The sequence below is a fragment of the Kitasatospora sp. CB01950 genome, from assembly GCF_001905465.1.
GTDB lineage: Bacteria > Actinomycetota > Actinomycetes > Streptomycetales > Streptomycetaceae > Kitasatospora.
The window spans coordinates 1-26,097 of the sequence record NZ_LISX01000016.1; the positions used below are offsets into that span (position 1 = coordinate 1).

At 72.9% G+C, this 26,097-nt stretch carries 25 protein-coding genes; 9 read left to right on the forward strand and 16 right to left on the reverse strand.

The genetic code is table 11. The features are described from left to right. Positions 1-330: 330 nt before the first annotated feature. The 3 genes from AMK19_RS29475 to AMK19_RS29485 form a co-directional block, all read right to left on the reverse strand. Complete coding sequence (locus AMK19_RS29475) at positions 331-1,122, reverse strand: DUF3710 domain-containing protein (protein ID WP_073817672.1); 792 nt, start codon at positions 1,120-1,122, stop codon at positions 331-333. Positions 1,123-1,275: 153 nt separating this feature from the next. Beyond that, positions 1,276-1,743: a dUTP diphosphatase gene (dut, locus tag AMK19_RS29480; protein WP_073817349.1), complete on the reverse strand. Its 468-nt coding sequence runs from the start codon at positions 1,741-1,743 to the stop codon at positions 1,276-1,278. After that, the gene (locus AMK19_RS29485) at positions 1,740-2,327 is read right to left on the reverse strand and encodes a PaaI family thioesterase (protein ID WP_198953493.1); all 588 of its coding nucleotides are present in this window, start codon (positions 2,325-2,327) and stop codon (positions 1,740-1,742) included. The genes dut and AMK19_RS29485 overlap by 4 nt, the downstream gene beginning before the upstream one ends. A gap of 95 nt (positions 2,328-2,422) precedes the next feature. Between AMK19_RS29485 and AMK19_RS29490 the strand changes: the two genes are divergently transcribed. Beyond that, a complete protein-coding gene (locus AMK19_RS29490) occupies positions 2,423-2,872 on the forward strand; it encodes a DUF3093 domain-containing protein (RefSeq protein WP_443135052.1) in 450 nt (149 codons plus the stop codon). Positions 2,873-3,113: 241 nt separating this feature from the next. On the opposite strand, the gene AMK19_RS29495 is transcribed toward AMK19_RS29490, so the two are convergent. The 4 genes from AMK19_RS29495 to AMK19_RS29510 all read right to left on the reverse strand — a co-directional run bounded on the left by AMK19_RS29495 (position 3,114) and on the right by AMK19_RS29510 (position 7,254). Then, positions 3,114-3,413, reverse strand: a complete 300-nt coding sequence (locus AMK19_RS29495) for a DUF4193 domain-containing protein (protein ID WP_014138508.1) — start codon at positions 3,411-3,413, stop codon at positions 3,114-3,116. A 634-nt stretch (positions 3,414-4,047) separates the two neighbouring features. Next, positions 4,048-5,025 carry an acyl-ACP desaturase gene (locus tag AMK19_RS29500; RefSeq protein WP_073817357.1) on the reverse strand — a complete coding sequence of 326 codons (978 nt, stop codon included), beginning with the start codon at positions 5,023-5,025 and terminating at the stop codon, positions 4,048-4,050. Positions 5,026-5,245: 220 nt separating this feature from the next. Beyond that, a complete protein-coding gene (locus tag AMK19_RS29505) occupies positions 5,246-6,550 on the reverse strand; it encodes a sensor histidine kinase (protein ID WP_083647476.1) in 1,305 nt (434 codons plus the stop codon). Positions 6,551-6,600: 50 nt separating this feature from the next. Further along, entirely contained in the window at positions 6,601-7,254 is a 654-nt protein-coding gene (locus tag AMK19_RS29510; protein ID WP_073817360.1) for a response regulator transcription factor, read from the reverse strand. A 466-nt stretch (positions 7,255-7,720) separates the two neighbouring features. Between AMK19_RS29510 and AMK19_RS29515 the strand changes: the two genes are divergently transcribed. After that, positions 7,721-7,906: a hypothetical protein gene (locus AMK19_RS29515; RefSeq protein WP_073817364.1), complete on the forward strand. Its 186-nt coding sequence runs from the start codon at positions 7,721-7,723 to the stop codon at positions 7,904-7,906. Positions 7,907-7,995: 89 nt separating this feature from the next. Here the strand turns inward: AMK19_RS29515 and AMK19_RS29520 are convergent, their stop codons facing one another. Both AMK19_RS29520 and AMK19_RS29525 read right to left on the reverse strand, forming a co-directional pair. Then, complete coding sequence (locus AMK19_RS29520) at positions 7,996-8,796, reverse strand: inositol monophosphatase family protein (RefSeq protein WP_073817368.1); 801 nt, start codon at positions 8,794-8,796, stop codon at positions 7,996-7,998. A gap of 16 nt (positions 8,797-8,812) precedes the next feature. Beyond that, positions 8,813-9,949 (reverse strand): ferrochelatase, encoded by a 1,137-nt coding sequence (locus AMK19_RS29525; protein ID WP_073817372.1) that lies wholly within the window; start codon positions 9,947-9,949, stop codon positions 8,813-8,815. Positions 9,950-10,116: 167 nt separating this feature from the next. On the opposite strand from AMK19_RS29525, the gene AMK19_RS29530 reads away from it, so the two are divergent. Then, positions 10,117-11,364, forward strand: a complete 1,248-nt coding sequence (locus tag AMK19_RS29530; protein ID WP_073817376.1) for an MFS transporter — start codon at positions 10,117-10,119, stop codon at positions 11,362-11,364. Between the two features lie 145 nt (positions 11,365-11,509). Further along, positions 11,510-12,811 (forward strand): D-arabinono-1,4-lactone oxidase, encoded by a 1,302-nt coding sequence (locus AMK19_RS29535; protein ID WP_073817379.1) that lies wholly within the window; start codon positions 11,510-11,512, stop codon positions 12,809-12,811. A gap of 4 nt (positions 12,812-12,815) precedes the next feature. On the opposite strand, the gene AMK19_RS29540 is transcribed toward AMK19_RS29535, so the two are convergent. Beyond that, the gene (locus tag AMK19_RS29540; protein ID WP_143200463.1) at positions 12,816-13,661 is read right to left on the reverse strand and encodes a hypothetical protein; all 846 of its coding nucleotides are present in this window, start codon (positions 13,659-13,661) and stop codon (positions 12,816-12,818) included. Between the two features lie 372 nt (positions 13,662-14,033). Here AMK19_RS29540 and sepH point away from each other — a divergent pair, with 372 nt between their 5' ends. Continuing rightward, positions 14,034-15,098, forward strand: a complete 1,065-nt coding sequence (gene sepH, locus AMK19_RS29545) for a septation protein SepH (RefSeq protein WP_073817386.1) — start codon at positions 14,034-14,036, stop codon at positions 15,096-15,098. 72 nt (positions 15,099-15,170) lie between these two features. Here the strand turns inward: sepH and AMK19_RS29550 are convergent, their stop codons facing one another. The 5 genes from AMK19_RS29550 to AMK19_RS29570 all read right to left on the reverse strand — a co-directional run bounded on the left by AMK19_RS29550 (position 15,171) and on the right by AMK19_RS29570 (position 21,403). Beyond that, positions 15,171-16,001 (reverse strand): sulfurtransferase, encoded by an 831-nt coding sequence (locus AMK19_RS29550; RefSeq protein WP_073817389.1) that lies wholly within the window; start codon positions 15,999-16,001, stop codon positions 15,171-15,173. A gap of 37 nt (positions 16,002-16,038) precedes the next feature. Continuing rightward, positions 16,039-16,686, reverse strand: coding sequence for a thymidine kinase (locus AMK19_RS29555; protein WP_073817393.1), 648 nt, complete (start codon positions 16,684-16,686; stop codon positions 16,039-16,041). Positions 16,687-16,732: 46 nt separating this feature from the next. Continuing rightward, complete coding sequence (locus AMK19_RS29560; RefSeq protein ID WP_073817396.1) at positions 16,733-17,893, reverse strand: alkaline phosphatase family protein; 1,161 nt, start codon at positions 17,891-17,893, stop codon at positions 16,733-16,735. Between the two features lie 7 nt (positions 17,894-17,900). After that, the gene (locus AMK19_RS29565) at positions 17,901-18,485 is read right to left on the reverse strand and encodes a DUF5998 family protein (RefSeq protein WP_035866851.1); all 585 of its coding nucleotides are present in this window, start codon (positions 18,483-18,485) and stop codon (positions 17,901-17,903) included. Between the two features lie 122 nt (positions 18,486-18,607). Further along, a complete protein-coding gene (locus AMK19_RS29570; protein WP_073817400.1) occupies positions 18,608-21,403 on the reverse strand; it encodes a GNAT family N-acetyltransferase in 2,796 nt (931 codons plus the stop codon). A 142-nt stretch (positions 21,404-21,545) separates the two neighbouring features. On the opposite strand from AMK19_RS29570, the gene AMK19_RS29575 reads away from it, so the two are divergent. Together AMK19_RS29575 and AMK19_RS29580 are read left to right on the forward strand one after the other, a co-directional pair. Then, positions 21,546-21,824 (forward strand): HPr family phosphocarrier protein, encoded by a 279-nt coding sequence (locus AMK19_RS29575; RefSeq protein WP_073817404.1) that lies wholly within the window; start codon positions 21,546-21,548, stop codon positions 21,822-21,824. A 214-nt stretch (positions 21,825-22,038) separates the two neighbouring features. Next, the gene (locus tag AMK19_RS29580; RefSeq protein WP_073817407.1) at positions 22,039-23,637 is read left to right on the forward strand and encodes an ABC-F family ATP-binding cassette domain-containing protein; all 1,599 of its coding nucleotides are present in this window, start codon (positions 22,039-22,041) and stop codon (positions 23,635-23,637) included. A 53-nt stretch (positions 23,638-23,690) separates the two neighbouring features. Here the strand turns inward: AMK19_RS29580 and AMK19_RS29585 are convergent, their stop codons facing one another. Continuing rightward, positions 23,691-24,053, reverse strand: a complete 363-nt coding sequence (locus tag AMK19_RS29585; protein WP_083647477.1) for a hypothetical protein — start codon at positions 24,051-24,053, stop codon at positions 23,691-23,693. A 136-nt stretch (positions 24,054-24,189) separates the two neighbouring features. On the opposite strand from AMK19_RS29585, the gene AMK19_RS29590 reads away from it, so the two are divergent. Continuing rightward, positions 24,190-25,410, forward strand: a complete 1,221-nt coding sequence (locus AMK19_RS29590; RefSeq protein WP_073817410.1) for a sensor histidine kinase — start codon at positions 24,190-24,192, stop codon at positions 25,408-25,410. Further along, entirely contained in the window at positions 25,407-26,090 is a 684-nt protein-coding gene (locus AMK19_RS29595; RefSeq protein WP_073817684.1) for a response regulator transcription factor, read from the forward strand. The genes AMK19_RS29590 and AMK19_RS29595 overlap by 4 nt, the downstream gene beginning before the upstream one ends. The last annotated feature ends 7 nt before the right edge of the window (positions 26,091-26,097 follow it).

The following is a 26,097-nucleotide window of genomic DNA, read 5'->3' on the forward strand; positions in this document are numbered from 1 at the left end:
TCATAAAGGAATCTCCAACCGATCCAGAGGACCGGCCGGGGATGTCAACATATCTGGCGTTGACTTTTGGCACGCTGTTGAGTTCTCAAGGAACGGACGCTTCCTTCGAGCCGCATTCCTGCGGGCCCTCCGGGCGCTTCGTTCTTTCGTGTTCTCAGCTTATCAGATGTTTTCCGCTCCGTTTTCCGGAGTTTCATTCAGTCCGACTTGCTTTCGTTCGCCCCTCTCGGTGCGACTCCGGAACTGTACGGGGATCGGCGTCCGCAAAGCAAATCCGCCCCCGCACGCGAACGGTGCGGGGGCGGAAGAGGGACCGGGACGTCCGGGAGGTCAGTGGACCTCGGTGATCTCGGGGCCGCGCGAGAAGGGGTCGATGGAGCCGCCCGCGTAAGGGGAGTCGGCGTCGGCCGGGGCCGCGGCGCCGTCGGCGACCATCTGGGCGTTCTCGGGGAGCTTCAGGACGATCGGGTCCCGGGGAGCCATGGGGGACTCGCCACGGACGACGACGGTCTGGCGGAAGACCTCTTCGAGGATGCCGGCCATCTCGGGGTGGACGGCCGCCTGGCCGGAGATCACGCCGCGGAGGAACCAGCGCGGGCCGTCGCAGCCGACGAAGCGCACCAGCTGGGCGCCCTGGGTGCCGTCCGGCAGCGGAACGGGGACCTGGGCCCGGAGGTGCCAGCCGAGCGAGCCCTCCTCTTCCTCGATGACGCCGCCCTGGCTGGTGATGCCGTTGGCGATCTCCTCGCGGACCTCGCCCCAGATGCCCTCCGACTTGGGGGCGGCGAAGGCCTGCAGCTGGATGGCGCTGTTGCCGAGCACGAGGGTGGCGGCGACGATCGAGTCCCCGGCCACCTCCACCCGGAGCTCCATGCCCTCGACGCCGGGGACCAGCAGGCCGCCCAGGTCGACACGGCCCTCTTCGGGCGTCTCCAGTTCGGAGTGGTCCCACGGCCCGTCGGGGCGCGGGGCCGGCGGGAGGCCGACGCGGTCGGCCGGGTCGAGTTCGGTGTCGTTCTCGTTCTCGACGGAACCCTCGACGTCATCGGCCGTCTCGTCGGCGCTGATGGCGTCCTCGGCGAGCTGCTCGACAGCGTCCTCGCTCTTGCGACGACGGAACACGGTCACTGTCCTTCCCGGTCCAAGACCGAATCCAAGACCGAACGCGAATATCTGCTACCTGCTACCCATCGGACCGGCCGAAAATCGCTGCAACTGCATCGCTTCTTCCACCGCTCGTCGTGCTGCCCGGCTGAGCCGAGACCGCGGCGCATGCTAGACCGCGGCGTGACCGCCGGTCGAGCCGAACCCGCCTTCGGCACGGACCGAACCCGGGAGTTCACCCACTTCATGGAAGCGGGCCTTCTCGACCTGCTGGATGACCAGCTGGGCAATTCGGTCGCCTCGCTTGAAGTTGACCGGCTCCCGAGGGTCCAGGTTGACGACGATCACCTTGATCTCACCACGGTACCCGGCATCGACCGTCCCTGGGGCGTTCACCAGTGCAACTCCGCAACGGGCTGCCAGACCCGATCGGGGGTGGACGAACGCGGCGTAGCCGTCCGGTAGCGCAATGGAGATGCCGGTGGGGAGCAGCGCGCGCTCGCCGGGCTGGAGTTCGGCGTCCTCGGTGGTGCGGAGGTCGGCGCCGGCGTCGCCGGGGTGCTCGTAGGCGGGGAGCGGGATCTCCGGGTCGAGGCGGCGGATCAGGATGTCGACGGGCTGGCGGGCGGAGTCGGTCACGGGTTCACCTCGAAGGCTCGGGCAACTTTGATCCGGTCCGGGTCGTCCAGGACCTTCTGCACGTCCTCGGGACGGCCGTGCGTGGTGAAGTGTTCCAGCTTCACCTGGACGAACAGTGCCTGGGCGCGGATGGCGACCGGCCCGTCGGGGCCGTCTATCCGACCCTCGGCGGCGCTGTAGACCTTGCGGCCGTGGACGCCGGTCACCCGTGCGTGGATGTGCAGCACGGAGTCGACGGGGACGGGGCGGACGAAGTCGGTCTCCAGGCGGCCGGTGACGGCGGGGGCACCGAGCAGCCAGTTGAGGGTGCCGAGGGTCTCGTCCATGGCGCTGACCAGGATGCCGCCGTGGGCCAGGCCGGGGCCGCCCTGGTGGGCCTGCTTGACGGTGAACTGCGCGGTGACGTCGAGCTGTTCGCCGGCGACGGCGGTGAGCTGGAGACCGTGCGGGTGGTGCGGGCCGCAGCCGAAGCAGTCGTCGTAGTGGGCGCCGATGACGGTGCCGGGTGCGGGGGCCAGCGGGGAACGGTCCGGCAGGACCGCGTCCGCGGGCGGGGTGGTGGGGGTGGGGATCGATCCGTTCACAGCCGCGACCCTACCTGCCGGTAGTTTGCCGGGACAGGCACGCCGAGGGGCCCCGGCCGCCGGGCTCGGCGTGTGCTGCGCCCACAATGGGAGGCATGTACGAGGAACGTCTCACCGTCCCGCGGTCCTGGTGGCTGCTGCCCGTGGCGCTCGGGCTCTCGCTCGGGCTGATCATGCTCCGCTTCAGCGGCCTGGGCGCCCTGATCGGACTGGTCGTGGGGGTGGCCGCGGGGGCGGCGGCCCTGAGCAGCTACGGCTCGGCGCGGATCCGGGTGGTGCAGGGCTCGCTGGTGGCCGGGCAGGCCCGCATCCCGGTGAGCGCGCTGGGCGAGGCCGAGGTGCTGAACCCGAAGGAGGCGACGGCCTGGCGTTCGGTGAAGGCCGACCCGCGGGCGTTCATGCTGCTGCGCAGCTACGTGCCGACGGCGCTGAAGGTCGCGGTGACGGACCCGACCGACCCGACGCCGTACCTGTACCTCTCGACCCGGTCGCCGCAGCGGCTGGCGGACGCGCTGGGCGAGGCGGCGGGCGGCCGGAGCCGCTGACCGCCCCGGAACAACTGGACCGGACAGACCGAAAGGGACGACCCCACAGCTGTGGGGTCGTCCCTTTCGGTCTGTCTGCGTGCTCTGCAAGGGGTGCAGGCGCGCGGTTCGCGCTCTGCCGGGTGCGACCGCTCGGGACGGTCGCTGCTTCTGCCTCCGGCCTCGCTGCTCAAGGCCGGACGGGGCGGCGTACCGGGCCGGCGGAGGGGTCTCGCCCGCCCGGGCCAGTGCCGCGCCGTTTTCAGGCGCCGCAGTCCCGGCAGATCGGCTGGCCGTTCTTCTCGCTGTAGAGCTGGCTCCGGTGGTGCACCAGGAAGCAGCTCATGCAGGTGAACTCGTCGGCCTGCCGAGGCAGCACGCGAACCGACAGTTCCTCGTTCGAGAGGTCGGCGCCCGGAAGCTCCAGCCCCTCATTGGCGTCGTACTCGTCGACGTCGACGGAGCTGGAGGCCTTTTCGTTCCGGCGGGCCTTCAGTTCCTCGATGCTGTCCTCGTTGAGGTCGTCATCGGTCTTGCGTGGGGTGTCGTAGTCCGTTGCCATGTTTCGCTCTCCCCCTTTGGGTGTGTGCGGTATCTCCAGCGCACGTAACGCCTGGGGGGCCGGTCTTGTGCCCGACCCGAGGCCGAGATTGTGCCTTACTTCAAGCCCTGTTACTCAATCGACACCCGGCCGGGGGCCTCTCGGGGTGATCGAACAGGGCCCGAACGGGTTCCCTCGTGCGGGTGAGCCGGTCGGCGACGCACGTCAGCACTCGTGACGCTGGGTGGCGGCCCACCGGCGGTGTGGGCGACAACTCGGCTCGAGGGAAGGGTTCTTGACGGCGGGTCGTGATCCCGACGACGGCCCGGCACGGTGACCGAGCGCAACCGACCCACCCGAACGGGTGATCACCCGGCCGGGTGGCGCGAATGCGCCGCCCGGCGGTGTGTGATGTTCGTCACATCTGGCGCGAGTGCGGGCGTTTCCCGCAAAAACGGGCCTTTCGACCCGACCCCGCGCGGTCGGATTGTCCGCATACCGACCGGAATCGAACAGATGCGCTCCGCGTCCGCCCGACCACGCTCGGCTCCGGGAGGCGCCGAGCGACTCCGGGGAGCTCCAGCGGACCGCGGGAGGCCGCGAGCCACTGCCGGCGGCTGCGGGCGAGCGGCGCGGGCGAGCGGCGCGGCCGGGCTCAGGCCCGGGCGGCGGCCGCGGCGGCGCGGCGGGCGAGCAGCGCGGCCTGGCGCTCGTCGAAGCGGGTGGCCTGGGCGTCCAGGCCGTCCAGGAAGGCGCCCAGCTCGTCCTGGGCCTGCTTGCCGGCCGGGCCGAGGCCGGTGATCTCCATGACCTTCAGGTGGCGCAGCACGGGCTGCAGCACGTCGTCGTGGTGGATCCGCAGGTTGTAGATGCCGCCGATGGCGATCTGGGCGGCGGAGCGCTCGAAGCCGGGCATGCCGTGGCCGGGCATCCGGAAGTTCAGCACCACGTCGGCGACGGCCCGCATGGCCTGGTCGGGGGCGATCTCCAGGGCGGCCCTGAGCAGGTTCCGGTAGAAGACCATGTGCAGGTTCTCGTCGTTGGCGATCTTGGCCAGCAGCTGGTCGCAGAGCGGGTCGCCGGAGTGGTGGCCGGTGTTGCGGTGGGCGATCCGGGTGGCCAGTTCCTGGAAGGCGACGTAGGCGACGGACTGCAGCATGCTGTGCGAGTTGTCGGACTCGAAGCCCTCCGACATGTGCGCCATCCGGGCCCGCTCCAGCTCGACCGGGTCGACGGCGCGGGTGGCCAGCAGGTAGTCGCGGATCGCTATGCCGTGCCGGCCCTCCTCCGCGGTCCAGCGGTGCACCCAGGTGCCCCAGGCGCCCTCGCGGCCGAACATGGTGGCGATCTCGTGGTGGTAGCTGGGGAGGTTGTCCTCGGTCAGCAGGTTGACCACCAGCGAGATCCGGGCCAGCGGGGTGACCTTGGACTGGTCGAGGGACCACGCCTCGCCGCCGAGCACGCCGTCGAAGTCCCGCCCCTGGCTCCACGGCACGAACTCGTGCGGCATCCACTCCTTGGCCACCTTGAGGTGGCGGTTGAGCTCGGTCTCCACGACCTCTTCGAGCGCGAGGATCAGCCTGTCGTCGGTCCAGGCGGTCGTTGCGGTGCGCTGCACGGGGGCGATGGTCACGGCGGTTGCTCCTGCGGATGGGCGGGCGGACCTGGCGGGCGGTGCGGACCTACGGATGCGTAGGTTACGACACCGTAAGTTGTTGCGGGCGCAAATGACAAGCCGCCCCTGTCCAGCGCTTATGTCGTTCCGACAAAGGCTGGACAGGGGCGGCCGAGGACGTCCCGGCGCGGGAAAACGCCGTGGGCGGGCGCAGGCGGCGCGGAGCGCCGTCCGGCGGCTATGGGATACGGACCTGGATGCGCAGGCCTCCTCCGGGGCGGGCAGTGGCCTCCAGGGTGCCTCCGTGGGCACGCACCACCGAGCGGACGATCGACAGGCCGAGGCCGACGCCCTTGTCGCTGCGGGTGCGGTCGGTGCTCTTCAGCCGACGGAACGGCTCGAAGATGTGGTCCAGCTCGTAGCCGGGGACCACCGGGCCGGTGTTGCTCACCACCAGCTCGCCGCCCCCGCCGCGGACGGTGGCGGTGGCGATCTCCACCCAGCCGCCGGGGCTGTTGTACCGGACGGCGTTCTGCAGCAGGTTGATCGCGATCCGCTCCAGCAGCACGCCGTTGCCGTGGGCGGGCGCGGCGGCCAGTTCGGGGCGCAGCTCGACCTCGCGGTTGCCGGCCTCGGGGCGGATCTGCTCCAGGGCGCGCTGGGCGACCTCGGCGAGGTCGATCGGGCGGCGGTCGGTCAGCTCGTTCTCGCTGCGGGCCAGCAGCAGCAGGCCCTCCACCAGTTGTTCGCTGCGCTCGTTGGTGGCCAGCAGGGTCTTGCCGAGCTGTTGCAGGTCGGGCGAGGTGTTGGGGTCGGAGAGCTGGACCTCCAGCAGGGTGCGGTTGATCGCCAGCGGGGTGCGCAGTTCGTGCGAGGCGTTGGCGACGAACCGGCGCTGCGAGTCGAAGGCGCGGTCGAGGCGTTCCAACATCTCGTCGAAGGTGTCGGCGAGTTCCTTGAGCTCGTCGTCCGGGCCGTCCAGGTTGATCCGGCGGTGCAGGTCGGAGCCGGCCACCTCGCGGGCGGTACGGGTGATCCGGCCGAGCGGGTGCAGGACCCGGCCGGCCACCGTGTAGCCGACCGCGAAGGCGATCACGGCCAGGCAGACCAGCGCGGTGAGCGCCTTGCGCAGCAGGGTGGAGAGCGCCTCGCTGCTGCGGGTGGACTGGAAGTTCGCCAGCCACCGGTCCAGGTCTCCCTGGGTGGTCAGGCTGGTGCCGTCGTAGGCCCGCAGGGTCACGCCCTGGCCGAGGGTCAGGTGCGGCACCAGGTCGACCTGGAACGCCGAGCGGACGAAGTAGTACATCAGCAGCAGCAGCACCACGCCGGCCATCAGGAACATCCCGCCGTACAGCAGGGTGAGCCGGATCCGGATGGTGGGCCGCAGCGACAGCCAGGCGAACAGGCCGTCGCCGGGCCGGTAGGCGTCGTCGTCACGGCCCGGGGCGGGTCGGCGCGGGGGGTGGTTCGGACGCGGGGGCACCTGGCCCGGGCCCGGAGTGGGCGCGCCGGGGGCCCCGCCGGGGAGTGGCGGGGTGGTCATGGCCGGGAAGTCCTCTCAGACGACGATGGGGGTGGCGGCGGGGACGGGTGTCAGACCCGGTAGCCGGAGCCGGGGACGGTGATGATCACCGGCGGGTCGCCGAGCTTGCGGCGGAGCGTCATCACGGTGACCCGGACCACGTTGGTGAACGGGTCGGTGTGCTCGTCCCAGGCCTTTTCGAGCAGCTGCTCGGCGGAGACCACGGCGCCGCCGGCCCGCATCAGGACCTCCAGCACGGCGAACTCCTTGGGGGCCAGCTGGACGGGCTTGCCGTCCCGGATCACCTCGCGGCGGCCCGGGTCCAGGCTGATCCCGGCGCGCTCCAGCACCGGGGGCAGCGGGACGGTGGCGCGTCGGCCGAGGGCGCGGACCCGGGCGACCAGCTCGCTGAACGCGAACGGCTTCGGGAGGTAGTCGTCGGCGCCGATCTCCAGGCCCTCGACCCGGTCGCTGATGTCGCCGGAGGCGGTCAGCATGATCACCCGGGTGGCGAGGCCCTGCTCGACGACCCGGCGGCAGACGTCGTCGCCGTGCACCAGTGGGAGGTCCCGGTCGAGCACCACCACGTCGTAGTCGTTCACGGCGATCCGCTGCAACGCGGCCTCACCGTCGTAGACGACATCGACCGCCATGGCTTCCCGGCGAAGACCGGTGGCAACGGCCTCGGCAAGCAGTTGCTCGTCCTCGACGACGAGTACCCGCACGGTGGTGTCCCTTCTCCTGGAGCGGCCCAGGCCGTGCTGCCCGTGCGGGCCGTGGTGCGCCGGGCGCGGATCCGGACAGTCGGATCCGACGGTGCCTCCATCCTGCCTGGTCGCGCGGTAAAGCAGTCGTAAGTCCGATGCGCCGACGGCGAAAACGGAGCCTTCGAATGCCGCTTGGACTGTGACCCGGGCAACTTTCCGACGAGTAGAGGTTTCCCGGCCCCTCGGGCGGGGAGGACACGTGCACACCGTGATGCCCGTACTGCGGCACATCGCGGCCACTACCCGCCGAGTGCCCCATCCGCACCGGCCTGGGATCGAGAGCCACCGGGTCGCGGCCCACGCGCCGCCCGAGCACCCGACCGGATCCTGCACCGGTCGTCGGGTGCCCGTCCGGGGTTCATCCGATTCCGTGCCGGGGGGTTTCTCGGACCGTGCCCGTCCGACACAGGAAAAGGGGGCCCGTATGGACGCCTTCACCGCCGGAATCCTTCAGCGGATCAAGAACGCCGAGCAGGATCTGCACCGCGCGATCGAATCCGGGGACGAGTTCCTGGCCGAGGTCGAGCAGTCCGAGCTGGAGGACCTCCAGCGCCTCGCCGCCGAACACGGCGTCGACCCGATGCTCGGAACGCACCGCTCCGCGGCCTGATCCCTCCCTCAACAACGCACCAGCGAGCCCTGGCACGGTCCCCGTGCCGGGGCTTTTCGCTGTCCGCGCGCGGCCGGGCCCGGGGCGGGTCAGTCGTGCCAGGCGCCGAGCTCTTCGAGGCGGGCCTGGAGCTGCTCGAACACGCCGGGCGGGGCGGCCACGGTGAGCTCGCCGTCGGCGGGCAGGCCGGGGCGGGAGCCGCTGAGCGCGCCGGCCTCGCGGGCGATCAGCACGCCGGCCGCCCGGTCCCAGGGGGCCAGGCCGCGTTCGAAGTAGCCGTCGAAGCGGCCGGCGGCCAGGTCGCACAGGTCGACGGCGGCCGCGCCGGCCCGGCGGATGTCGCGCACCTCGCCCATCAGCGCGTGCAGCACCTCGGCCTGGTGCACCCGCCGCTCGCGCAGGTAGCCGAAGCCGGTCGCCACCAGCGCCTGGCCCCAGACCGGGGCGGGTCGGACGGCGAGCGGGCGGCCGTTCAGCGTGGCGCCGCGGCCGCGCACCGCCTGGAACAGTTCGCCCCGGGCGGGTACGGACACCACGCCGACGACCGCTTCGCCGTCCAGTTCGGCGGCCACGCTGACCGCCCAGGAGGGAAGCCCGTAGAGGTAGTTGACGGTGCCGTCGAGCGGGTCGACCACCCAGCGCACGCCGCTGGTGCCGGGGCGGTCGGCGCCCTCCTCGCCGAGGTAGCCGTCGTCGGGGCGGCGGGCCGAGATCAGTTCCAGCACCAGCTTCTCGGAGGCCAGGTCCATCTCGGTCACCACGTCCACCGGGCTGCTCTTGGTGGCAGCCACCCCGAGGTCCTCGGGCCGGCCGTCGCGGAGCAGTTCACCGGCCCGGGTGGCGGCCTCGACGGCGGTGGCGAGCAGGTCGTCCAGCAGGTCGTCGGTCATGGTCGGTCCTCCGGGTTCAGGCTTCGGCGGCGGCGGGGCGGGGGGCGCGCGGGTTGGGGCAGCAGGCGGTGGCGCACACGTCGTGGCTGGGGCCGAGGGCGCCCAGCGCGCAGCGGGTGACCGGCTCGCCGCGCTGGGCGGCGGCCCGTTCCAGGACGAGTTCGCGGACGGCGGCGGCGAACCGCGGGTCGGCGCCGACGGTGGCGGCGCGGGCGACCGGCAGGCCGAGTTCGGCGGCCTTCGCCACCGCCTCGGTGTCCAGGTCGTACTTGACCTCCATGTGGTCGGAGACGAAGCCGATCGGCACCATCACCACGGCCTCGACGCCGTCGGCGTGCTGGGCCTCCAGGTGGTCGCAGATGTCCGGCTCCAGCCACGGGATGTGCGGGGCGCCGCTGCGGCTCTGGTAGACCAGCTGCCAGGGCCGGTCGGTGACGCCGGTGCGCTCGGCGACCGCGTCGGCGATCAGCCGGGCGACGTCCAGGTGCTGGGCGACGTAGGCGCCGCCGGGGGTGCCGCGGGCCGGGTCGTCGGGGGCGCCGGAGGTCTCCGCCATGGCGGTCGGGATCGAGTGCGTGGTGAACGCCAGCCGGGCCTTCTCCCGTGTGCCGTCCGGGAGTTGGGCGAGCGCGGCGAGGGTAGCGTCGATCATCGGCTGCACGAAGCCGGGGTGGTTGTAGAAGTGCCGGAGCTTGTCGACGGTCAGCTCGGGCCGGCCCTCGGCGGCCAGGTGGACGAGCGCGTCGGCCAGGTTCTCCCGGTACTGGCGGCAGCCCGAGAAGCCCGCGTAGGCGCTGGTGGCGAGCACCAGCACCCGGTTGTGTCCGGCGTCGGCGATCTCCCGCAGGGTGTCCACCAGGTACGGGGCCCAGTTCCGGTTGCCCCAGTACACCGGCAGGTCGAGGCCGTGGTCGGCGAAGTCCTGGCGGAGCGCGGCCAGCAGCTCGCGGTTCTGCGCGTTGATCGGGCTGACCCCGCCGAACAGGAAGTAGTGCTTGCCGACCTCGGTCAGCCGCTCCTTCGGGATGCCGCGTCCCCGGGTGACGTTCTCCAGGAAGGGCACCACGTCCTCGGGGCCCTCCGGCCCGCCGAAGGACAGCAGCAGCAACGCGTCGTACGGCGCGGGGTCGGTGAGGGTGCGCGTGTCGGACATGGCTCCGATCCTGCCACCCGTGGCGGCACGGTCGGCGCACGGCCGCCGGCGGCACGGTGTCCGGATTATCCCGGGTGCGGACGATGGATCACGGTTCGTAAGCTGTGTGAGCGATAGTTGTGCCTTACCTCTATCCCCGTGCCGCACCCGTCCGACGGAGCCACCCCGTGCTGTCCAGCTACCGCCAGATATTCGCCGCCCCCGGCAGTCTTGCCTTCTCCTCCTCCGGGCTGATCGCCCGCCTGCCGATCTCGATGACCGGGATCGGCACCGTCACCATGCTCGCCGAGATGAAGGGCACCTTCTGGCTCGGCAGCGCGCTGTCCGCCACCCTCGCGGTCTCCGCCGCGATCCTCGGCCCGTGGATCTCCCGCCTGGTCGACCGGCACGGCCAGCGCCGGATCGCGCTGCCCGCCACCCTGGCGACCGTCCTGGCGGCGACCGGCCTGCTGCTCGGCGCCCGCACCGGGCTGCCGGACTGGACGCTGTTCGTATTCGCGGCGGGCATGGGCGTGATGCCCAGCACCGGGTCGATGGTCCGCGCCCGCTGGGCCCACCTGTACCGGAACGAGCCGCCGAAGCTGCACACCGCGTACTCCTTCGAGGCGGTCGCGGACGAGATCTGCTTCATCGTCGGCCCGATCCTCGCGGTGGCGCTGGCCACCACGGTGTTCCCCGAGTCGGGCGTCCTGCTGGCCGGGGTCTTCCTGGTGGTCGGCGTCCTGCTGTTCACCGGCCAGCGGCGCACCGAGCCGCCGGTCCATCCGGGCGCCCACCATGACGGGCCGAGCGCGATCGCCAACGGGGGCCTGCGGATCCTGGTGATGACACTGGTCGCCACCGGCGGCGTGTTCGGCTCGGTCGAGGTGGTCACCGTCGCCTTCGCCAAGGCCCAGCAGCACACCGGCGCCTCCGGTCCGGTGCTCGCCGTCTACGCGCTCGGCTCCTGCCTGGCCGGCGCGGTGTTCGGCACCCTGAAGCTCTCCGGTTCGATGGCCCGTCGCTTCCTGATCGGCGTGACGGTGATGGCCGTCGGCATGGTGCCGCTGATCCTGGCCGCCCAGCTGATGCACGGCACCGCGGCGCTGATCGGCGTCGGCGCCGCGCTGTTCCTCTCCGGTCTGGCCATCTCGCCGACCCTGATCACCGCGATGGCGCTGGTCGAGCGCCTGGTGCCGGCCGCCCAGCTGACCGAGGGCATGACCTGGACCACCACCGGCCTGGCGCTCGGCGTGGCGGTCGGCTCCTCGGCCGCGGGCCTGGTGGTGGACGCGAGCGGCGCGGCCAACGGCTACTGGGTGCCGGTCGCCGCCGCCGGCTTCGGCGCGCTCGCCGCCTACGCGGGCATGTCCAGGCTGCGCAGCCGGCTCGCCGAGGCCGAGCAGCTTGCCGTGCCGGAGCCGGTCTCGCCGTAGTCCCCGTTGTGGCCCCCACTCCGACATGAGCTTCCCTCATGTTGGGCCCTTCGGACCATGGACCCGCAGGCGGGGCAGTGACTACGCTCCCCCTACCCACCGGTAGAACCGGCAGGCGGGACATGCGAGCGGGAGGGCTCTGGAGATGACCGAGGTCTGGCGGAACTGGGCGGGGAACCAGAGCGCGCGGCCCGCGCAGGTGGCGGCGCCGGGCTCGGTCGAGGAACTGGCCGCCGTGATCAAGTCGGCCGCCGAGGCCGACCGCCCCGTCAAGGCGGTCGGCTCGGGCCACTCGTTCACCGCGATCGCCGCCGCCGGCGACGCCGTGATGGTGCGCCCGGACCGGCTGACCGCGGTGCGCGGCATCGACCGCGCGGCGGGCACCGTCACCGTCGAATCGGGCCTGCCGCTGCACAGGCTGAACCGCCTGCTGGCCGCCGCCGACCTGTCGCTGACCAACATGGGCGACATCGAGGTGCAGACGGTGGCCGGCGCCACCAGCACCGGCACCCACGGCACCGGCCGGGACTCCGGCTCGCTGGCGGCGCAGATCCGCGCGGTGGAGATCGTCCTCGCCGACGGCTCGGTGCAGACCTGCTCCGCCACCGAGAACCCCGAACTCTTCCAGGGCGCCCGCCTCGGCCTCGGCGCGCTGGGCGTGATCAGCGCACTGACCTTCGCGGTCGAGCCGATGTTCCTGCTCGGCGCGCACGAGAAGCCGATGGGCTTCGACGAGGTGCTCGACAGCTTCGACGAACTGACCGCCGTCAACGAGCACTTCGAGTTCTACTGGTTCCCGCACACCGACCGCTGCTCGACCAAGCGCAACAACCGCAGCCAGGGCCCGGCCGCGCCGCTGCCGAAGTTCAAGGCCTGGCTGGACGACGACTTCGTCTCCAACACCGTGTGGGAGGGCGTCTGCCGGGTCGGCCGCACCTTCCCCGGCGCCATCCCGACCATCGCCCAGGTCGCCAGCCGCGCCTGGTCGGAGCGCCGCTTCACGGACCAGGCGTACAAGGTCTACACCAGCCCCCGCAAGGTCCGCTTCGTCGAGATGGAGTACGCGGTGCCGCGCGAGGCGGCCACCACCGTGCTGCGCGAACTCAAGGCGCTGGTGGAGCGCTCCGACTGGCGGATCAGCTTCCCCGTCGAGGTCCGGACAGCCCCGGCGGACGACCTGTGGCTGTCCACCGCGAACGGCCGGGACAGCGTGTACATCGCCGTCCACCTGTACCGGGGCACCCGTGAACTCGGCTACTTCACCGAGGTGGAGCGGCTGATGACGGCCCACCGGGGCCGCCCGCACTGGGGCAAGCTGCACACCCGGGACGCCGAGTACCTGGCGTCCGTGTACCCGCACTTCGGCGACTTCACCGCACTGCGCGACAAGGTCGACCCGGAGCGCCGGTTCGCCAACGACTACCTGCGCCGAGTGCTCGGCGCCTGACCCGTCAGCCGACCGCGACCGCCTCGGGCGCGGCCCCTCCCGCCGGGGCAGGAGCCTCCCCGGTGGGCGCCGGAGAGACGCCGGCGCTGGGCGAGGCGGTCGGCTCGGGCTTGCCGGACGGCCGGGCCGAGGGGCTGGGCGAGGCGGAACTCCCGGACGGGGGAAGGTCGCTGGGCCCCGGCCGGGACGGCTCGACGCTCGGTGACGACGAAGGCGCCGGGGCGGGCTGCTGCTGCTTCTCCTCCTTGTGGCCACCGTCGCCACCGGACGGGCGGGACGGATTGAACGACGTGCCGCCGCCGTCCTGACCGGTGGTGATGTTGTGCATCGGCTTTCCGGCGGCGACTTCCACCGCGACGATCGGCACCATCGCAATAACGAACACCAGTGCGGATACTGCCGTGTACGACTTCCACGTCCAGCGGCGTTTCGCCCGCACCAGCCGCGGCGCGTTCCACTCCTCGCTGATTCCACCCGCCGGAGCCGACCGGGGATGCGCGGCGGGCGCGGATTCGGCGCCGCGATCCACCGCGTTGCGCAGTTGTTCCCCGGTGCGTTTGAACAGGTGCTGGAAGACCGCGCTTCCGGTCGTCGCCCCCACCGAGACGACGGCCGCACCGAGTATCGTTCCGTACACTCCGAGTTCCGAGGCGAGTACCGCACCGACCACCGTCGCCAGTGCACTCGCCGCGACCTGAGTCACCGTCAGATCAAGCCGTCTGCGCTCGCCCTTCTCCGCGGCCTCGGCCGCTCCGTGCGCGAACTGCTCCCTCTGCTGCGGCATCCCGGTCCCTCGGTCGGCGTGGCGGAATTTCGAACAAGTCTCTCCATCTTGCCCAAAGAAGGACACAAGGGTCGAAAATCCGGTTCCTCCGGCGCGATATATGTGAAGATGATCACCGTCCGCCGATCACCGGCCGTCCTATGGGGTGCACACCTCGGAGATTCCGATGATTCGCGGGAGACTTGAGCGGCGAGCCGCCCCTGTGGATGCCACGAATGGAGTACTGTTCGTGGAGCCTGAGCCTTCGGTCCGGCCTGTCGACACTCCGTCAGACGGCGGCCCGGGCGCCCGGGTGCGATGTCGACCGTCGACGTGGCAAACAGGCAACCGTGCCACAGCGGCGCGCACGGGCGAAAGCCCGACACGCCGGGTAACTCTGCAAGGTTGTGGCCACTCGCCAGCGGGCAGGCCACACTCAGTACGGGAGCAGCGACGCAGGTGACGTCGGCAGGCACCACCCGGGAGGTAACCGTGCCCGAACTGCGCGTCGTGGCCGTCAGCAACGACGGCACACGGCTGGTGCTCAAGGCTGCCGACAGCACGGAGTACACCCTTCCGATCGACGAGCGGCTGCGCGCCGCCGTCCGGGGTGACCGGCCGCGGCTCGGCCAGATCGAGATCGAGGTGGAGAGCCACCTCCGCCCGCGAGACATCCAGGCACGGATACGAGCCGGTGCCTCCGCCGAGGAGGTCGCCCAGGCCGCCGGCATCTCGGTCGACCGCGTCCGTCGCTTCGAGGGTCCGGTGCTGGCGGAGCGCGCCTTCATGGCCGAACGGGCCCGCAAGACGGCGATCCGCCGCCACGGCGAGTCCACCGGCCCCCAGCTCGGCGAGGCCGTCGCCGAGCGCCTCGCGCTGCGCGGTGCCGAGAAGGACACCGAACGCTGGGACTCCTGGCGCCGCGACGACGGCACCTGGGAAGTCATCCTCGTCTACCGCGCCGAGGGCGAACACCGGCGTGCCGCCTGGTCCTACGACCCGCCGCGACGGCTGGTGCAGCCGAACGACGACGAGGCGCGCGCGCTGATCGGCGAGAACGTGGAACGCGAGGAGGACTCGGTCTTCCCGTTCATCCCGCGGATCGCCCGCCTCCCCCACGACCGGCCGACCCGCCCGATGATCGAGCGCCCGTCCGCCGACCGCATCATGCACCGCGAGGCGGTCGCCGCGGTCTCCCCCGAACGGGACTCCCTCACCAGCCTGCTGGACGTCGTGCCCTCCTACCGCGGCGACCTGACCCCGGTCGGGCCGAGCGTGGAGACCACGGTCACCGAGGAGCCCGAGGAGATCGAGGAACCCGCGAGTGCGCCTGCGGCGAGCGTCGGCGCGGGCTCCGCGTACGCGGACATCCTCATGCCGCGCTCGGTCTCCCCGCACCGCGACCGCATGGTCGGCGCGACGGACCGCCAGGCCGAAGCCGACGGCGTCCGCCCGGGGCGGCGGGCGACGGTGCCGAGCTGGGACGAGATCGTGTTCGGCTCCCGCCGCAAGAAGCCCGAGTAAGGGGTTCTTCGGGGCTCGTGGATGCGCATCCAGGGGCTCGTGGGGGCACCTCCCCGACGAGCCCCTGAAGGCTCACCCGATCGCGACAGGGTTCTCCGGGTCGGCAGACCACTCGCTCCAGGAGCCCGGGTACAGCGCAGCGCCCTTGTGGCCCGCGAGTTCCAGCGCGAGGAGTTGGTGTGCGGCCGTGACGCCGGAGCCGCAGTAGACGGCGGTGTTCGCGGGGTCGGTGACGCCGAGGGCCGCGAACCGGGACGCGAGATCCGCGGCGGGGAGGAAGCGTCCGTCGGCGGCGAGGTTCTCTGTCGTGGGGGCGGAGGTCGCGCCCGGGATGTGGCCGGCGCGGGGGTCGATGGGCTCGGTCTCGCCGCGGTAGCGTTCGCCCGCCCTTGCGTCCAACAGGAGCCCGGCGCGGCCGAGTTCGGCGGCGCCGGCGGCGTCGACGGTGGGCAGCCGGCCGGGTTCGACCTGGAAGTCGCCGTCCCCGGGAACGGGCGTCTCGGTGCTCAGGGTCTGCCCGGCGGCGAGCCACGCCGCGAGGCCGCCGTCGAGGACGCGGACGTCGAGGTGGCCGGCCCAGCGGAGCAGCCACCAGGCGCGGGCGGCGGAGAGCGAGGGCCCGGCGTCGTAGGCGACGACGGGGCGGCCGGAGGTGACGCCGGCCCGGTGCAGCGCGGCCGTGAGGCGTCCGGTCTCCGGCAGCGGGTGCCGGCCGGCGCGGCCCGGCGGGTCGGCGAGTTCCTGGTCGAGGTCGAGGTAGTGCGCGCCGGGCAGGTGGCCCTTGGCGTACTCCTCGGCACCGGGCGGGCCGCCGAGCTGCCAGCGGATGTCGAGCAGCACCGGCGGGTGCGGGGAGTCGAGCGCGGCGGCGAGTTCGGCGGCGGTGATCAGCGGCGAGGTCATGCTGCCATTGTGGCGCGGCGAACAGCCTGACGGGGCGTCAGCCCTCGAACGGGAGGACGTCCGGGGAGAGCACGGCGGCCCGGGCGGTCGCCGCCGTGAGGCGGCGGCGGTGGTGGCGCCGACAGAGCACCTCGTAGCCGATCTCGTCCTCGTTGACGGCGACGTCCCCGACCACGACCTGCGCTCCCTCGACCACCATGACGCCGCCGACGGTGCGGGCGTTGTGGGTGGCGCGGGCGCCGCACCAGCAGAGTGCCTCGACCTGGAGGACCTCGACCCGGTCGGCGAGTTCGATCAGCCGCTGGGAGCCGGGGAAGAGCTTGGTACGGAAGTCGGTGGTGATCCCGAAGGTGAACACGTCGATGCCCAACTCATCCACGATGCGGGCGAGTTGGTCGATCTGCCCGGCGGAGAAGAACTGCGCTTCGTCGCAGATCAGGTAGTCGACCTTGCCGCCGGTGGAGAGCAGGTTGACCACGAACGCCTGGAAGTCGAAGGCCTCGCCGACCTCGACCGCGTCGGCGCGCAGGCCGAGGCGGCTGGAGATGGTGGCGGCGCCGGCCCGGTCGTGGCGGGTGAAGATGATGCCCTGCCGGCCGCGGGCGGCGTGGTTGTGGTCCATCTGGAGGGCGAGCGTGGACTTGCCGCAGTCCATCGTGCCCGAGAAGAACACCAGTTCAGCCATGGGTGGAGCGTCAGCCTTTCGGGCGTGGGTGGTTGACGGGCCGGTCTCAGCCACGGACTTCGAGCAGCGGGACGAGTTGTTCGACGGGGGTCATCGAGCCGTGCAGGCCGATCATCCGGGACTCGCCGGGTTCGGTGCGGCTGGCGATGATCGCGATGTCGTCGCGCGCGGCGGCCACCACGTCGCCGATCCGGTGGTAGACCCGTTCGTCGACGTCGGGGCCGAACCAGCCTGCGGCGATGGCCTGTTCGCGGGTGGCGACCCACATCTGCTCGCCGAGCACCTCGCTCCACACGGCGTACACGTCGCCGGCCGCGCCGGGGTGGGCGTAGACGTGGCGGGCGCGGCCCTCGCCGCCGAGCAGGGCGACACCGGCCGAGAGTTCCCAGTCCTCGTCGAAGTCGATCCGGTTCTCCTCGGTGACGTCGATCATGCCGTGGTCGGCGGTGACGTAGAGGGCGGAGCGCGGCGGGAGCTGTTCGGCGAGGCGGCGGGCGAGCCGGTCGACGGTGGACAGGGTGAGCCGCCACTCGTCGGAGTCGACGCCGAACCGGTGCCCGGCGGCGTCGAGTTCGCTCAGGTACGTGTAGACCAGGGCGCGGTCGTGCTCGGCCAGCCAGGCGGCGGCCCGGTCCATCCGCTCCTCGCCGGTGGTGCGGCCGAGGAAGGTGCCGCCGGAGAGCGCGACCTGGGTGAGCGGGGTGGTGGCGAACAGCGGCGAGGACACCTGCGCGGTGGCGACCCCGGCGAGGTGCGCCTGTTCGAAGACGGTCGGGTAGGGCTGCCAGCCGCGCGGGTCCACGTACGGCTGCCAGCGCAGCTGGTTCATCAGCTGCCCGCGGCCGGGGATCGCCACCGTGTACCCGGCCAGGCCGTGCTGCCCCGGCGGCAGGCCGGTGCCGACGGAGGCCAGCGAGGTGGCGGTGGTGGACGGGAACCCGGCGGTGATCGGCGAGCCCGCGGCCGTCAGCGAGTTGAGGAACGGCGCCCAGTCGGGGTGGCGGCGGATCAGCTCCCAGCCGAGGCCGTCGACCAGGAAGACGCAGACCCGGTCGGCGGGCTCCAGCGGCAGCGTGGCCCGGTAGCCGGGCACGCCGAGGCCCGCCGCCAGGGTCGGCAGCAGGTCGGAGAGGGCGGCGCAGCCGTAGCGCGGTGCCGGCGCGTCGGCGGGGTCGAGCGGATCGAACGAGTCGTAGCCGTGATGCATACCGGGCTCAGCCGTTGGCCACGGTCGCCTCGGACAGCGCCCGGGCGAAGACCAGCGCCTGGGCGACCGTCTCGGGACCGTCCCCGGCCTCGCTGACCCGCAGCGACAGGTCGTCGGCGGTGGCGGAGCCGGTGTAGCCGTGGTCCGCCTCGCAGTTCGGGTCGGAGCAGCCGGCCGGCTCCAGGTCGAGGCGCTGCACGGCGCCCCAGCCGATGGTCAGGACGACCTCGCGGGGCAGGGTGCCGGGGGTGTACGTCTCGGGGTTGGCGACCATGCGGCTGATCACCACGGAGCTGATCCGGTCCAGCCGGACCGTTTCGGTGGAGGTGGTGGCGTACGGGACGGGCGTGGCCGCGTCGCCGTTCTGCTCGTCGGTGTGGCTGACCACGAAACGGGACGGGGTGAGCACCAGCACGGTGACGTGCCGGCGGACCTCGTTCGCGTCGAAGGTGGTCTCCTGGTGCACCAGGTACGAGCTGATCGGCTCGGGGCCCACCGCGGACTCCACCGCCTCGGAGACCAGCGCCGGGTAGTAGCCGCTGCGCTCGATCGCGGACCGCAGGTCCTGCGTGGTGGTACCGGTCTTCGCCATATCTCCATCCTGGCATGTCCCGCCGGTCCGGCGGGTGGCACTGCGCCGGGGTCGCCCGGTCCGTCGTCCTGCCGTCGGGACCGGGGGTCGTCCGCTCCTGCCGGGCGGGCAACCACGCAAGGTTACAGCGTGCTCATGGCGCGCGGTCCCAGATCGGTGCGGACCGGCAGCGGGGCGATTCGGACCCGGGCACCGAGCACGGTGAGGCCCTGCGGGGCGACCACGACGGGTTCCAGGTCGACGGAGGCGATCTCCGGCAGGTCGTCGACCAGTCGGGAGACCCGCAGCAGCAGTTCCTCCAGGGCGCCGGTGTCCACCGCCTCCGCGCCGCGCCAGCCGAACAGCAGCGGCGCGGCCCGGACCTCGCGGATCAGTTCGGCGACGTCCCGGTCGGTGGCCGGGACCAGGCGGTGCGAGACGTCGCCGAGCAGTTCGGCGGGGGCGCCGGCCAGGCCGAAGGACAGGATGGTGCCGACCGCCGGGTCCACGGCCGCGCCGATCATGGTGTCCACGCCGCGCGGGGCGAGCCGCTGCACCACCAGTTCGGCCTGCGCGGCGCCGCCCAGCAGGGCGTCGAGTTCGCGGTGCGCGCGGCGCAGTTCGGCCTCGCTGATGAGGTCGAGGCGGACGCTGCCGAGGTCGGGGCGGTGGCGCAGGTGGTCGGCGGTGGCTTTCAGCGCAACGGGGTAGCCGAGGGTGGCCGCCGCCTTGACGGCAGTGCTCTCGTCGGGCGCGGCCAGCGTCGGGCTGACCTTGATGCCGTAGTGGCCGAGCAGCGCGGCGGCGTCCGCGTCGGGCAGGGTGACGCGGGCCCCGCCGGACTGCAGCCGGGCGGCGACGGCCTCGCGGCTGCCCAGCGCCTGTTCGACCAGGGCGCCGGCGGCGGCCTCGTCCACGCCGTCGAGTTCGGGGACCCGGGCGGTCTCCTCGGCCTCGGCGCTGCGGCGTCGCCACTTGGCGTAGCGGACGGCGTCGGCGAGGGCGTGGACGGCGCGCTCGGGGGCCGGGTAGGCGGGCACTCCCCCGGCGCGCAGCCGGGCGACCAGGGCGGGCAGCGCGAGGTGGGCGAGCAGCAGCGGCTTGCCGAGTTCCCGGCCGCGTTCGGCGGCGTCCAGCAGGGCCTGGGCGATCTCGGGGGCGTCCTCGACCAGTTCGGGCGCGGATTCGGGAGTGTGCACGCCGATCGGCGGGATGGCGACGGCGATCACCGCGTCCACCTTGGGGTCGCTGAGCGCGGTGTCCAGGGCGATCCGGAAGTTCTCCCCGCTGGCGCCGGTGGTCAGGTCGACGGGGGTGCGCGGGCGCAGGCCGGCGGTCAGGCAGGTGTCGTAGGTGATGAGGCCGAGGGAGTCGGAGTTGCCGACGACGGCGACCTTGCCGCCGGCCGGGAGCGGCTGGCCGGCCAGCAGTTCGCCGGTGTCGAAGAGTTCGGTGATGGTGTCCACCCGGATCACGCCGGCCTGCTGGAACAGCGCGTCCACGGTGGCGTCCCGCAGCCGAGTGGCGGCGGGCTGGACGGCGTGGCCGGGCGGCAGGCTGCCGGTGTGCCGGGCGCTCTTGAGCACCACCACGGGCTTGGCGGCGGCGAGTCGGCGGGCGATCCGGGTGAACTTCCGCGGGTTGCCGAAGGATTCGAAGTACAGCAGCACCACGCCGGTGGCGGCGTCCTCCTCCCAGTACTGGAGCAGGTCGTTGCCGGAGACGTCGGCCCGGTTGCCGACCGAGGCGAACGAGGAGATGCCCATGCCGCGGCGGTGCGCGGCCTCCAGCAGGGCGACGCCGATCGCGCCGGACTGGCAGAACACGCCGAACGGGCCGCGTTCGGGCAGCACGGGCGCGAGCGAGGCGTTCAGCCGGTGCTCGGGGTCGGTGTTGATCAGGCCGAACGCGTTCGGGCCGATCACCCGCATGCCGGCGGCCCGGGCCTGCCGGACCAGCTCGCGCTGCCGGTCCCGTCCGTCCGGGCCGGTCTCGGCGTACCCGGCGGTCACCACCACCAGGCCCTGCACGCCGTGCGCCCCGCACTCGGCGACCGTGCCGGGGACGGCGGGCTCCGGCACCGCGATCACGGCCAGGTCGATCGGCCCGGGGACGGCCAGCACCGAGCGGTGGCTGGGCACTCCGTCCAGCAGGGTGCCCGGCTCGACGGTGCGGTTCACCGCGTACACCGGGCCGTCGAAGCCCGCCCGGATGTCCCGCAGCAGTGCCCGGCCGACCGACTGCGGATTGCGCGAGACGCCGATCACGGCGATCGACCGCGGCGTCAACAGGCGCTGCACGGACCGGGCTTCGGCGCGGTGCTCACGGGCCCGCATCACGGCGAGCGACGCGGCGGTCGGCTCCAGGTCGAACTCCAGGTGCACCACGCCGTCGGCGAAGCTGCGCCGCTGGGTGTAGCCGGCGTCGGTGAACACCTTCACCATCTTCCGGTTCTCCGGCAGCACCTCGGCGGTGAACCGGCGGATGCCGCGCTCCTGCGCGACCGCCGCGATGTGCTCCAGCAGCGCGGACGCGATGCCCCGGCCCTGGTGCGCGTCCTGCACCAGGAACGCCACCTCGGCGTCCGTGCCGGTGGTGGACGGCATGCCCGCCTTGTCGATCCGGTCGTACCGGACGGTGGCGATGAACCGGTCCCGCACCACCAGCGCCAGGCCGACCCGGTTCACGTAGTCGTGGTGCGTGAACCGTCGCACGTCCTTGTCGGACAGGTGCGGGTACGGGGCGAAGAAGCGGAAGTACTTCGACTGGTCCGAGACCTGCTCGTAGAAGTCCACCAGCCGGTCCGCGTCGTCCGCGTCGATCGGTCTGATCCGGGCCGTGCCGCCGTCGCGCAACAGGACGTCGGCCTCCCAGTGCTGCGGATAACCGTGCTCGGCCTCTTCGCGCGCCGTGGCGTGCTTGGCGGTGTCGTGCTCCACGGTCGTCAGCGTAGCCCTCGGCGAGCCTGGTGGCGCCGGCCCTGTCCCGCACGGCACGCTGGCCCTGTTCGCGACCGGCCCGGTCAGCAGCGCCGTGCAACACTGGTCTAGACAACATGCACCACCTGAAAGGCACCTCATCATGGCTGAGCGCCGCGTCACCATCGGTTGGGCCGAGGGCCTGCACGCCCGTCCCGCCTCCGTCTTCGTCAAGGCCGTCACCGCCACCGGCGTCCCCATGACCATCGCCAAGGAGAACGGCACCCCGGTCAACGCCGGCTCCATGCTCGGCCTCCTCACCCTCGGCGCGGAGGGCGGCGACACCGTCATCCTCTCCGCGAGCGCGGAGGGCGCGGACGCCGCGCTGGACCGCGTCGCCAAGATGGTCCAGGAAGGCCTCGACGAGCTGCCTGCCGCGTAGCCGACTGCGACACCGGCGGCCCGGAGAACGGCGGGCCGCCTGCACGCTCGCGCTGGACCCCGCCCGACCTGCCGAAACGGAAAATTCGGGTGCATGCCGCCCGACCGGTGACGTAGCCTCGGGCCCATGTCGACGCTCTTCATCTCCTAGCAACAGGACCCGCTTCCACGCCACCCGTGTGTCCTTTTGCTGTTGTTTCGGAGCGTCTTCTCTCATGATCACCGTCAGTGGTCTCGACGTGCGCGTCGGCGCGCGCCTGCTGTTGCACGACATCTCTTTCCACCTCGCCCCCGGCGACCGCGTCGGCCTGGTCGGCCGGAACGGCGCGGGGAAGACCACCCTGCTGTCCACCCTGGCCGGGCTGGTCGAACCCGCTGCCGGCGCCGTGGCGCACACCGGGTCGACCGGGTACCTGCCGCAGGATTCCCGGGTCGCGGATCCGGCCGCCCCGGTGCTGGACCGCATCCTGTCCGCCCGCGGCCTGGACGAGGCGCAGCGGGCGCTGCGCCGGGCCGAGGCCGCGATGGCCGTGGCCGAAGGGGCCGCGCTGGAGCGGGCGATGCGCGGCTACACCCGGGCCGAGGCCGCGTTCGAGCGGTGCGGCGGGTACGCCGCGCAGGCCGAGGCGTCCCGGGTGGCGGCGGGTCTGGGCCTGCCCGAGCGGCTGCTGGAGCAGCCGGTGGGCGACCTTTCGGGCGGCCAGAAGCGGCGGGTGGAACTGGCCCGGATCCTGTTCGCGGGGCACGACACACTGCTGCTGGACGAGCCGACCAACCACCTGGACGCCGAGTCGATCGGCTGGCTGCGCGGCTTCCTGGCGTCGCACCGGGGCGGGCTGCTGCTGATCAGCCACGACCTGGAGCTGATCTCCGCGACGGTGAACCGGGTGTTCCACCTGGACCCGCAGCGGGCCGCGCTGGACGTGCACAACACGGACTGGTCGACGTACCTGACACAGCAGGCGGCGGACGAGCGGCGGCGCGCCCGGGAGTGGGCGAACGCGGAGCGCAAGGCGGCGCGGCTGCACGCGCAGGCCGACCGGATGCGGGCCAACGCGAGCACCACCATGGCCGCGCAGTCGATGGCGCGCCGGGCGGACCGGCTGCTGACGGAGACCGAGCAGGTCCGGCGGGCCGAGCGGACGGCGCGGATCCGGCTGCCGGAGCCCGCGCCGTGCGGGCGGATCCCGCTGGGCGCGATCAGTCTGGCGAAGACCTACCGCGGCCACCGGGTGCTGGACGGGGTGGACCTGGCGGTGGACCGGGGCAGCCGGCTGGTGGTGCTGGGCCCGAACGGCGCCGGCAAGACCACCCTGCTGCGGCTGCTCGCCGGTCGTGAACTCCCGGACGGCGGACGGACGGTGGCCGGCCCGGGCCTGCGGCTGGGCTACTTCGCCCAGGAGCACGACACGCTCGTCGCGGACCGCACCGTGTTCGCGCACCTGTCGGCCGCCGCACCGAAGCTGACGGACAGCGAGGTGCGTTCGGTGCTCGGCGGGTACCTGTTCCGCGGGGACGACGTGGACAAGCCCGCCGGGGTGCTCTCCGGCGGCGAGAAGACCCGGCTGGCGCTGGCCTGCCTGGTGCACTCGGGCGCCAACGTGCTGCTGCTGGACGAACCGACCAACAACCTCGACCCGGCGTCCCGGGACGAGGTGCTGCGCGCGGTCGCCGAGTACCCGGGCGCGATGGTGATGGTCACCCACGACCCGGACGCCCTCGACGCGCTGCGCCCGGACCGCGTCCTGCTGCTGCCCGAGGCGCACGAGGACCTGTGGAACGACCGCTACCGCAGCCTGGTCGAGACCGCCTAGCCCCGGGGCCGGGGAGCACGTGCCGCGCTCCCCGGCCCCGGCGGGCCTTCACGTCAGCCGCGGTCGAACTGCTGCTGGACGCACCGCGTCCACGGGCCGACGTCGTGGTACTGGTAGCAGTCCCGGCTCCGGTCCGCGAACCACACGAGGACGAACGCCATCACCACGGCCACCGCGACGGCGAGGGCGGACAGCGCGGCGCCGATCAGTGCCGTCGCCCGGCCGGCGCCGGTCCGGCGGGCGGCCCGCAGCGCGAACGGGCCGAGGAGCAGGCCGAGCACGCCGAGCAGGCCTCCCGCCACCACCGGCGAGGTCAGCAGCGCGACGGTGCCGAGGACTGCGGTGGCCACCGCGAGGCCCGGCATCCGGCCGGGCCGCGGTCCGTAGGCGTCGGTCGGGGTGGTGGGGGAGCTCATCGTCGTCCTCTCGTCGGGGCGGGTCGGATCCGATCCTGACGGCGGGGGCGGCCCCCGCACATCGCAGGAACGGGGGAAGATCCACTCCCCCGGTCGGGGGAGGTCGGCCCCCGGCGGCCCGGCCATACTTGCCGCCATGACCAGGGGATTTCGGCCGCTGCTGCGCGGCTCCACGTACTCCGGCGCGCTGTTCGCGTTCTGCGCCGCACCGGCGAGCCTCGTGCTGCTGCCACTCGCCGCGATACCGGCGGTGGCGTGGGCCTCGGGCCTGTACGAGGCCCGGGCGGCGCTCACCGTGCTGGTGTGGGCGGTGCTGGTCGCCGCGCTCGGGCTGCCCCGGATCAGTCGGCGGGCGCTGGCCGCCGGCGCCCGCCGGCTGCTCGCGGTGCGGCTCCCCGACGTGCCGGCCCCGGCGGTCGGCGGCGGCCGGTGGCGGACTCCGCTCTGGCTGGTGGCGCAGGTGGCGCTGGGCTGGGTCGGCGGGCTGAGCTGCCTGGTACTGCTCCTGGCCGCGGTGTCGCTGCCGAACAACTGGCTCGACGGGGAGGCCCGGCTGAGCTGGTCCGGCCGGTCGGTGCAGGTGACCGGCGTCTGGAGCTGGCCGGTCGCGGCGGTGTGCCTGCTGCTGGTCCCGGTGATCTGCGCGGCGGTGGCGGGCTTCCTGCGCCGGCTGGCGCCCGCGCTGCTCGGGCCCTCGGCGGCGGAGCGGCTGGCGCTGGCGTCCGAGCAGGAACGGCGGCTGGCCGAACGCAACCGGCTGGCCCACGAGTTGCACGACTCGATCGGGCACACGCTGACCGCGACCACCATCCAGGCGGCGGTGGCCGGCGAGGTGCTGTCGGCCGACCCGGTGGCGGCGCGGGCCGCGCTGCGCAGCATCGAGGAGTCGACCCGTGCCGCGCTGGAGGACCTCGACTACGTGCTGGGCGTGCTCCGCGAGGACCGGCCCGGGACGGCGCCGACCCGGACGCTGGCCGACCTGCCCGAGCTGCTGGAGCGGCTGCGGCACGCCGGGGCGGTGCTGGAGCCGGAGCTGTCCGGCGAGTTGACGCGCCTTCAGGGGACGCTGTCCCGGGCGGCGTACCGGATCCTCCAGGAGGGGCTGACCAACGCGCTGCGCCACGGCGCGGGCGGCCCGGTCGAGGTCCGGGTGACCGCCGGGCCGGAGCTGTTGGAGCTCTCGGTGGTGAACCGGACCGGTGCTGCCGCGTCCGGCCGGGCCTTCCCGACCTCCGGGCACGGCCTGCCGGGGCTGGCCGAGCGGGTCCGGCTGCTGAACGGCGAGTTCGAGGCCGGTCCGGACGGTCCGGAGCACTGGCGGCTGGCGGTCCGGCTGCCCGTGCGGTGGTCGGCATGACCGACCCCGCCGCCCCCGTCACCCTGCTGATCGCGGACGACGACGCCGTCACCCGCAGCGGCCTGCGGGTGCTGCTCGCCGCGCAGCCCGGCCTCACGGTGCTCGGCGAGGCCGCCGACGGCGTCGAAGCGGTCGAACGCGCCCGGCAGTTGCGGCCCGACGTGGTGCTGATGGACGTCCGGATGCCGCGCTGCGACGGGATCGAGGCCACCCGGCGGCTGCTGGCCGGGGCGGCGGACCCGCCGAAGGTCGTGATGATCACCACCTTCGAGAACGACGGCTACGTCACCGCGGCGCTCGGCGCCGGGGCCAGTGGCTTCGTGCTCAAGCGGCTGCCGGTCGGGCAGATCGCGGAGGCGGTGCGGGTGGTCGCGGCGGGCGAGGCGATCCTGTTCCCGGCCGCGCTGCGCCGGATGGTGACCGCCCGCCCGCTCGGCTCGGCCGAGGCGCTACCGCGGGCGGCGCTGACCGGCCGGGAGGAGGAGGTGCTGCGGCTGATGGCCACCGGGCTGTCCAACCCGGAGATCGCCGAGGTGCTCACGGTCAGCACCGAGACGGCGAAGACGCACGTCGGGAACGTGCTGACCAAGCTCGGCGCGCAGAACCGGACGCACGCGGTGGTGATCGCGTACGAGTCCGGCCTGGTGGTGCCCGGCCTCCAGGCACCACCGGGTTTCTGACGTTCCG

Bases quoted from the DNA above. Each gene is read 5' to 3' on its own strand.
- AMK19_RS29490 (WP_443135052.1), top strand. From the start codon at position 2,423: ATGTACGAGGAACGTCTCACCGTCCCGCGGTCCTGGTGGCTGCTGCCC.
- AMK19_RS29495 (WP_014138508.1), bottom strand. From the start codon at position 3,413: ATGGCAACGGACTACGACACCCCACGCAAGACCGATGACGACCTCAAC.
- AMK19_RS29505 (WP_083647476.1), bottom strand. From the start codon at position 6,550: ATGACCACCCCGCCACTCCCCGGCGGGGCCCCCGGCGCGCCCACTCCG.
- AMK19_RS29515 (WP_073817364.1), top strand. From the start codon at position 7,721: ATGGACGCCTTCACCGCCGGAATCCTTCAGCGGATCAAGAACGCCGAG.
- AMK19_RS29520 (WP_073817368.1), bottom strand. From the start codon at position 8,796: ATGACCGACGACCTGCTGGACGACCTGCTCGCCACCGCCGTCGAGGCC.
- AMK19_RS29525 (WP_073817372.1), bottom strand. From the start codon at position 9,949: ATGTCCGACACGCGCACCCTCACCGACCCCGCGCCGTACGACGCGTTG.
- AMK19_RS29535 (WP_073817379.1), top strand. From the start codon at position 11,510: ATGACCGAGGTCTGGCGGAACTGGGCGGGGAACCAGAGCGCGCGGCCC.
- AMK19_RS29550 (WP_073817389.1), bottom strand. From the start codon at position 16,001: ATGACCTCGCCGCTGATCACCGCCGCCGAACTCGCCGCCGCGCTCGAC.
- AMK19_RS29555 (WP_073817393.1), bottom strand. From the start codon at position 16,686: ATGGCTGAACTGGTGTTCTTCTCGGGCACGATGGACTGCGGCAAGTCC.
- AMK19_RS29560 (WP_073817396.1), bottom strand. From the start codon at position 17,893: ATGCATCACGGCTACGACTCGTTCGATCCGCTCGACCCCGCCGACGCG.
- AMK19_RS29565 (WP_035866851.1), bottom strand. From the start codon at position 18,485: ATGGCGAAGACCGGTACCACCACGCAGGACCTGCGGTCCGCGATCGAG.
- AMK19_RS29575 (WP_073817404.1), top strand. From the start codon at position 21,546: ATGGCTGAGCGCCGCGTCACCATCGGTTGGGCCGAGGGCCTGCACGCC.
- AMK19_RS29580 (WP_073817407.1), top strand. From the start codon at position 22,039: ATGATCACCGTCAGTGGTCTCGACGTGCGCGTCGGCGCGCGCCTGCTG.
- AMK19_RS29585 (WP_083647477.1), bottom strand. From the start codon at position 24,053: ATGAGCTCCCCCACCACCCCGACCGACGCCTACGGACCGCGGCCCGGC.
- AMK19_RS29590 (WP_073817410.1), top strand. From the start codon at position 24,190: ATGACCAGGGGATTTCGGCCGCTGCTGCGCGGCTCCACGTACTCCGGC.
- AMK19_RS29595 (WP_073817684.1), top strand. From the start codon at position 25,407: ATGACCGACCCCGCCGCCCCCGTCACCCTGCTGATCGCGGACGACGAC.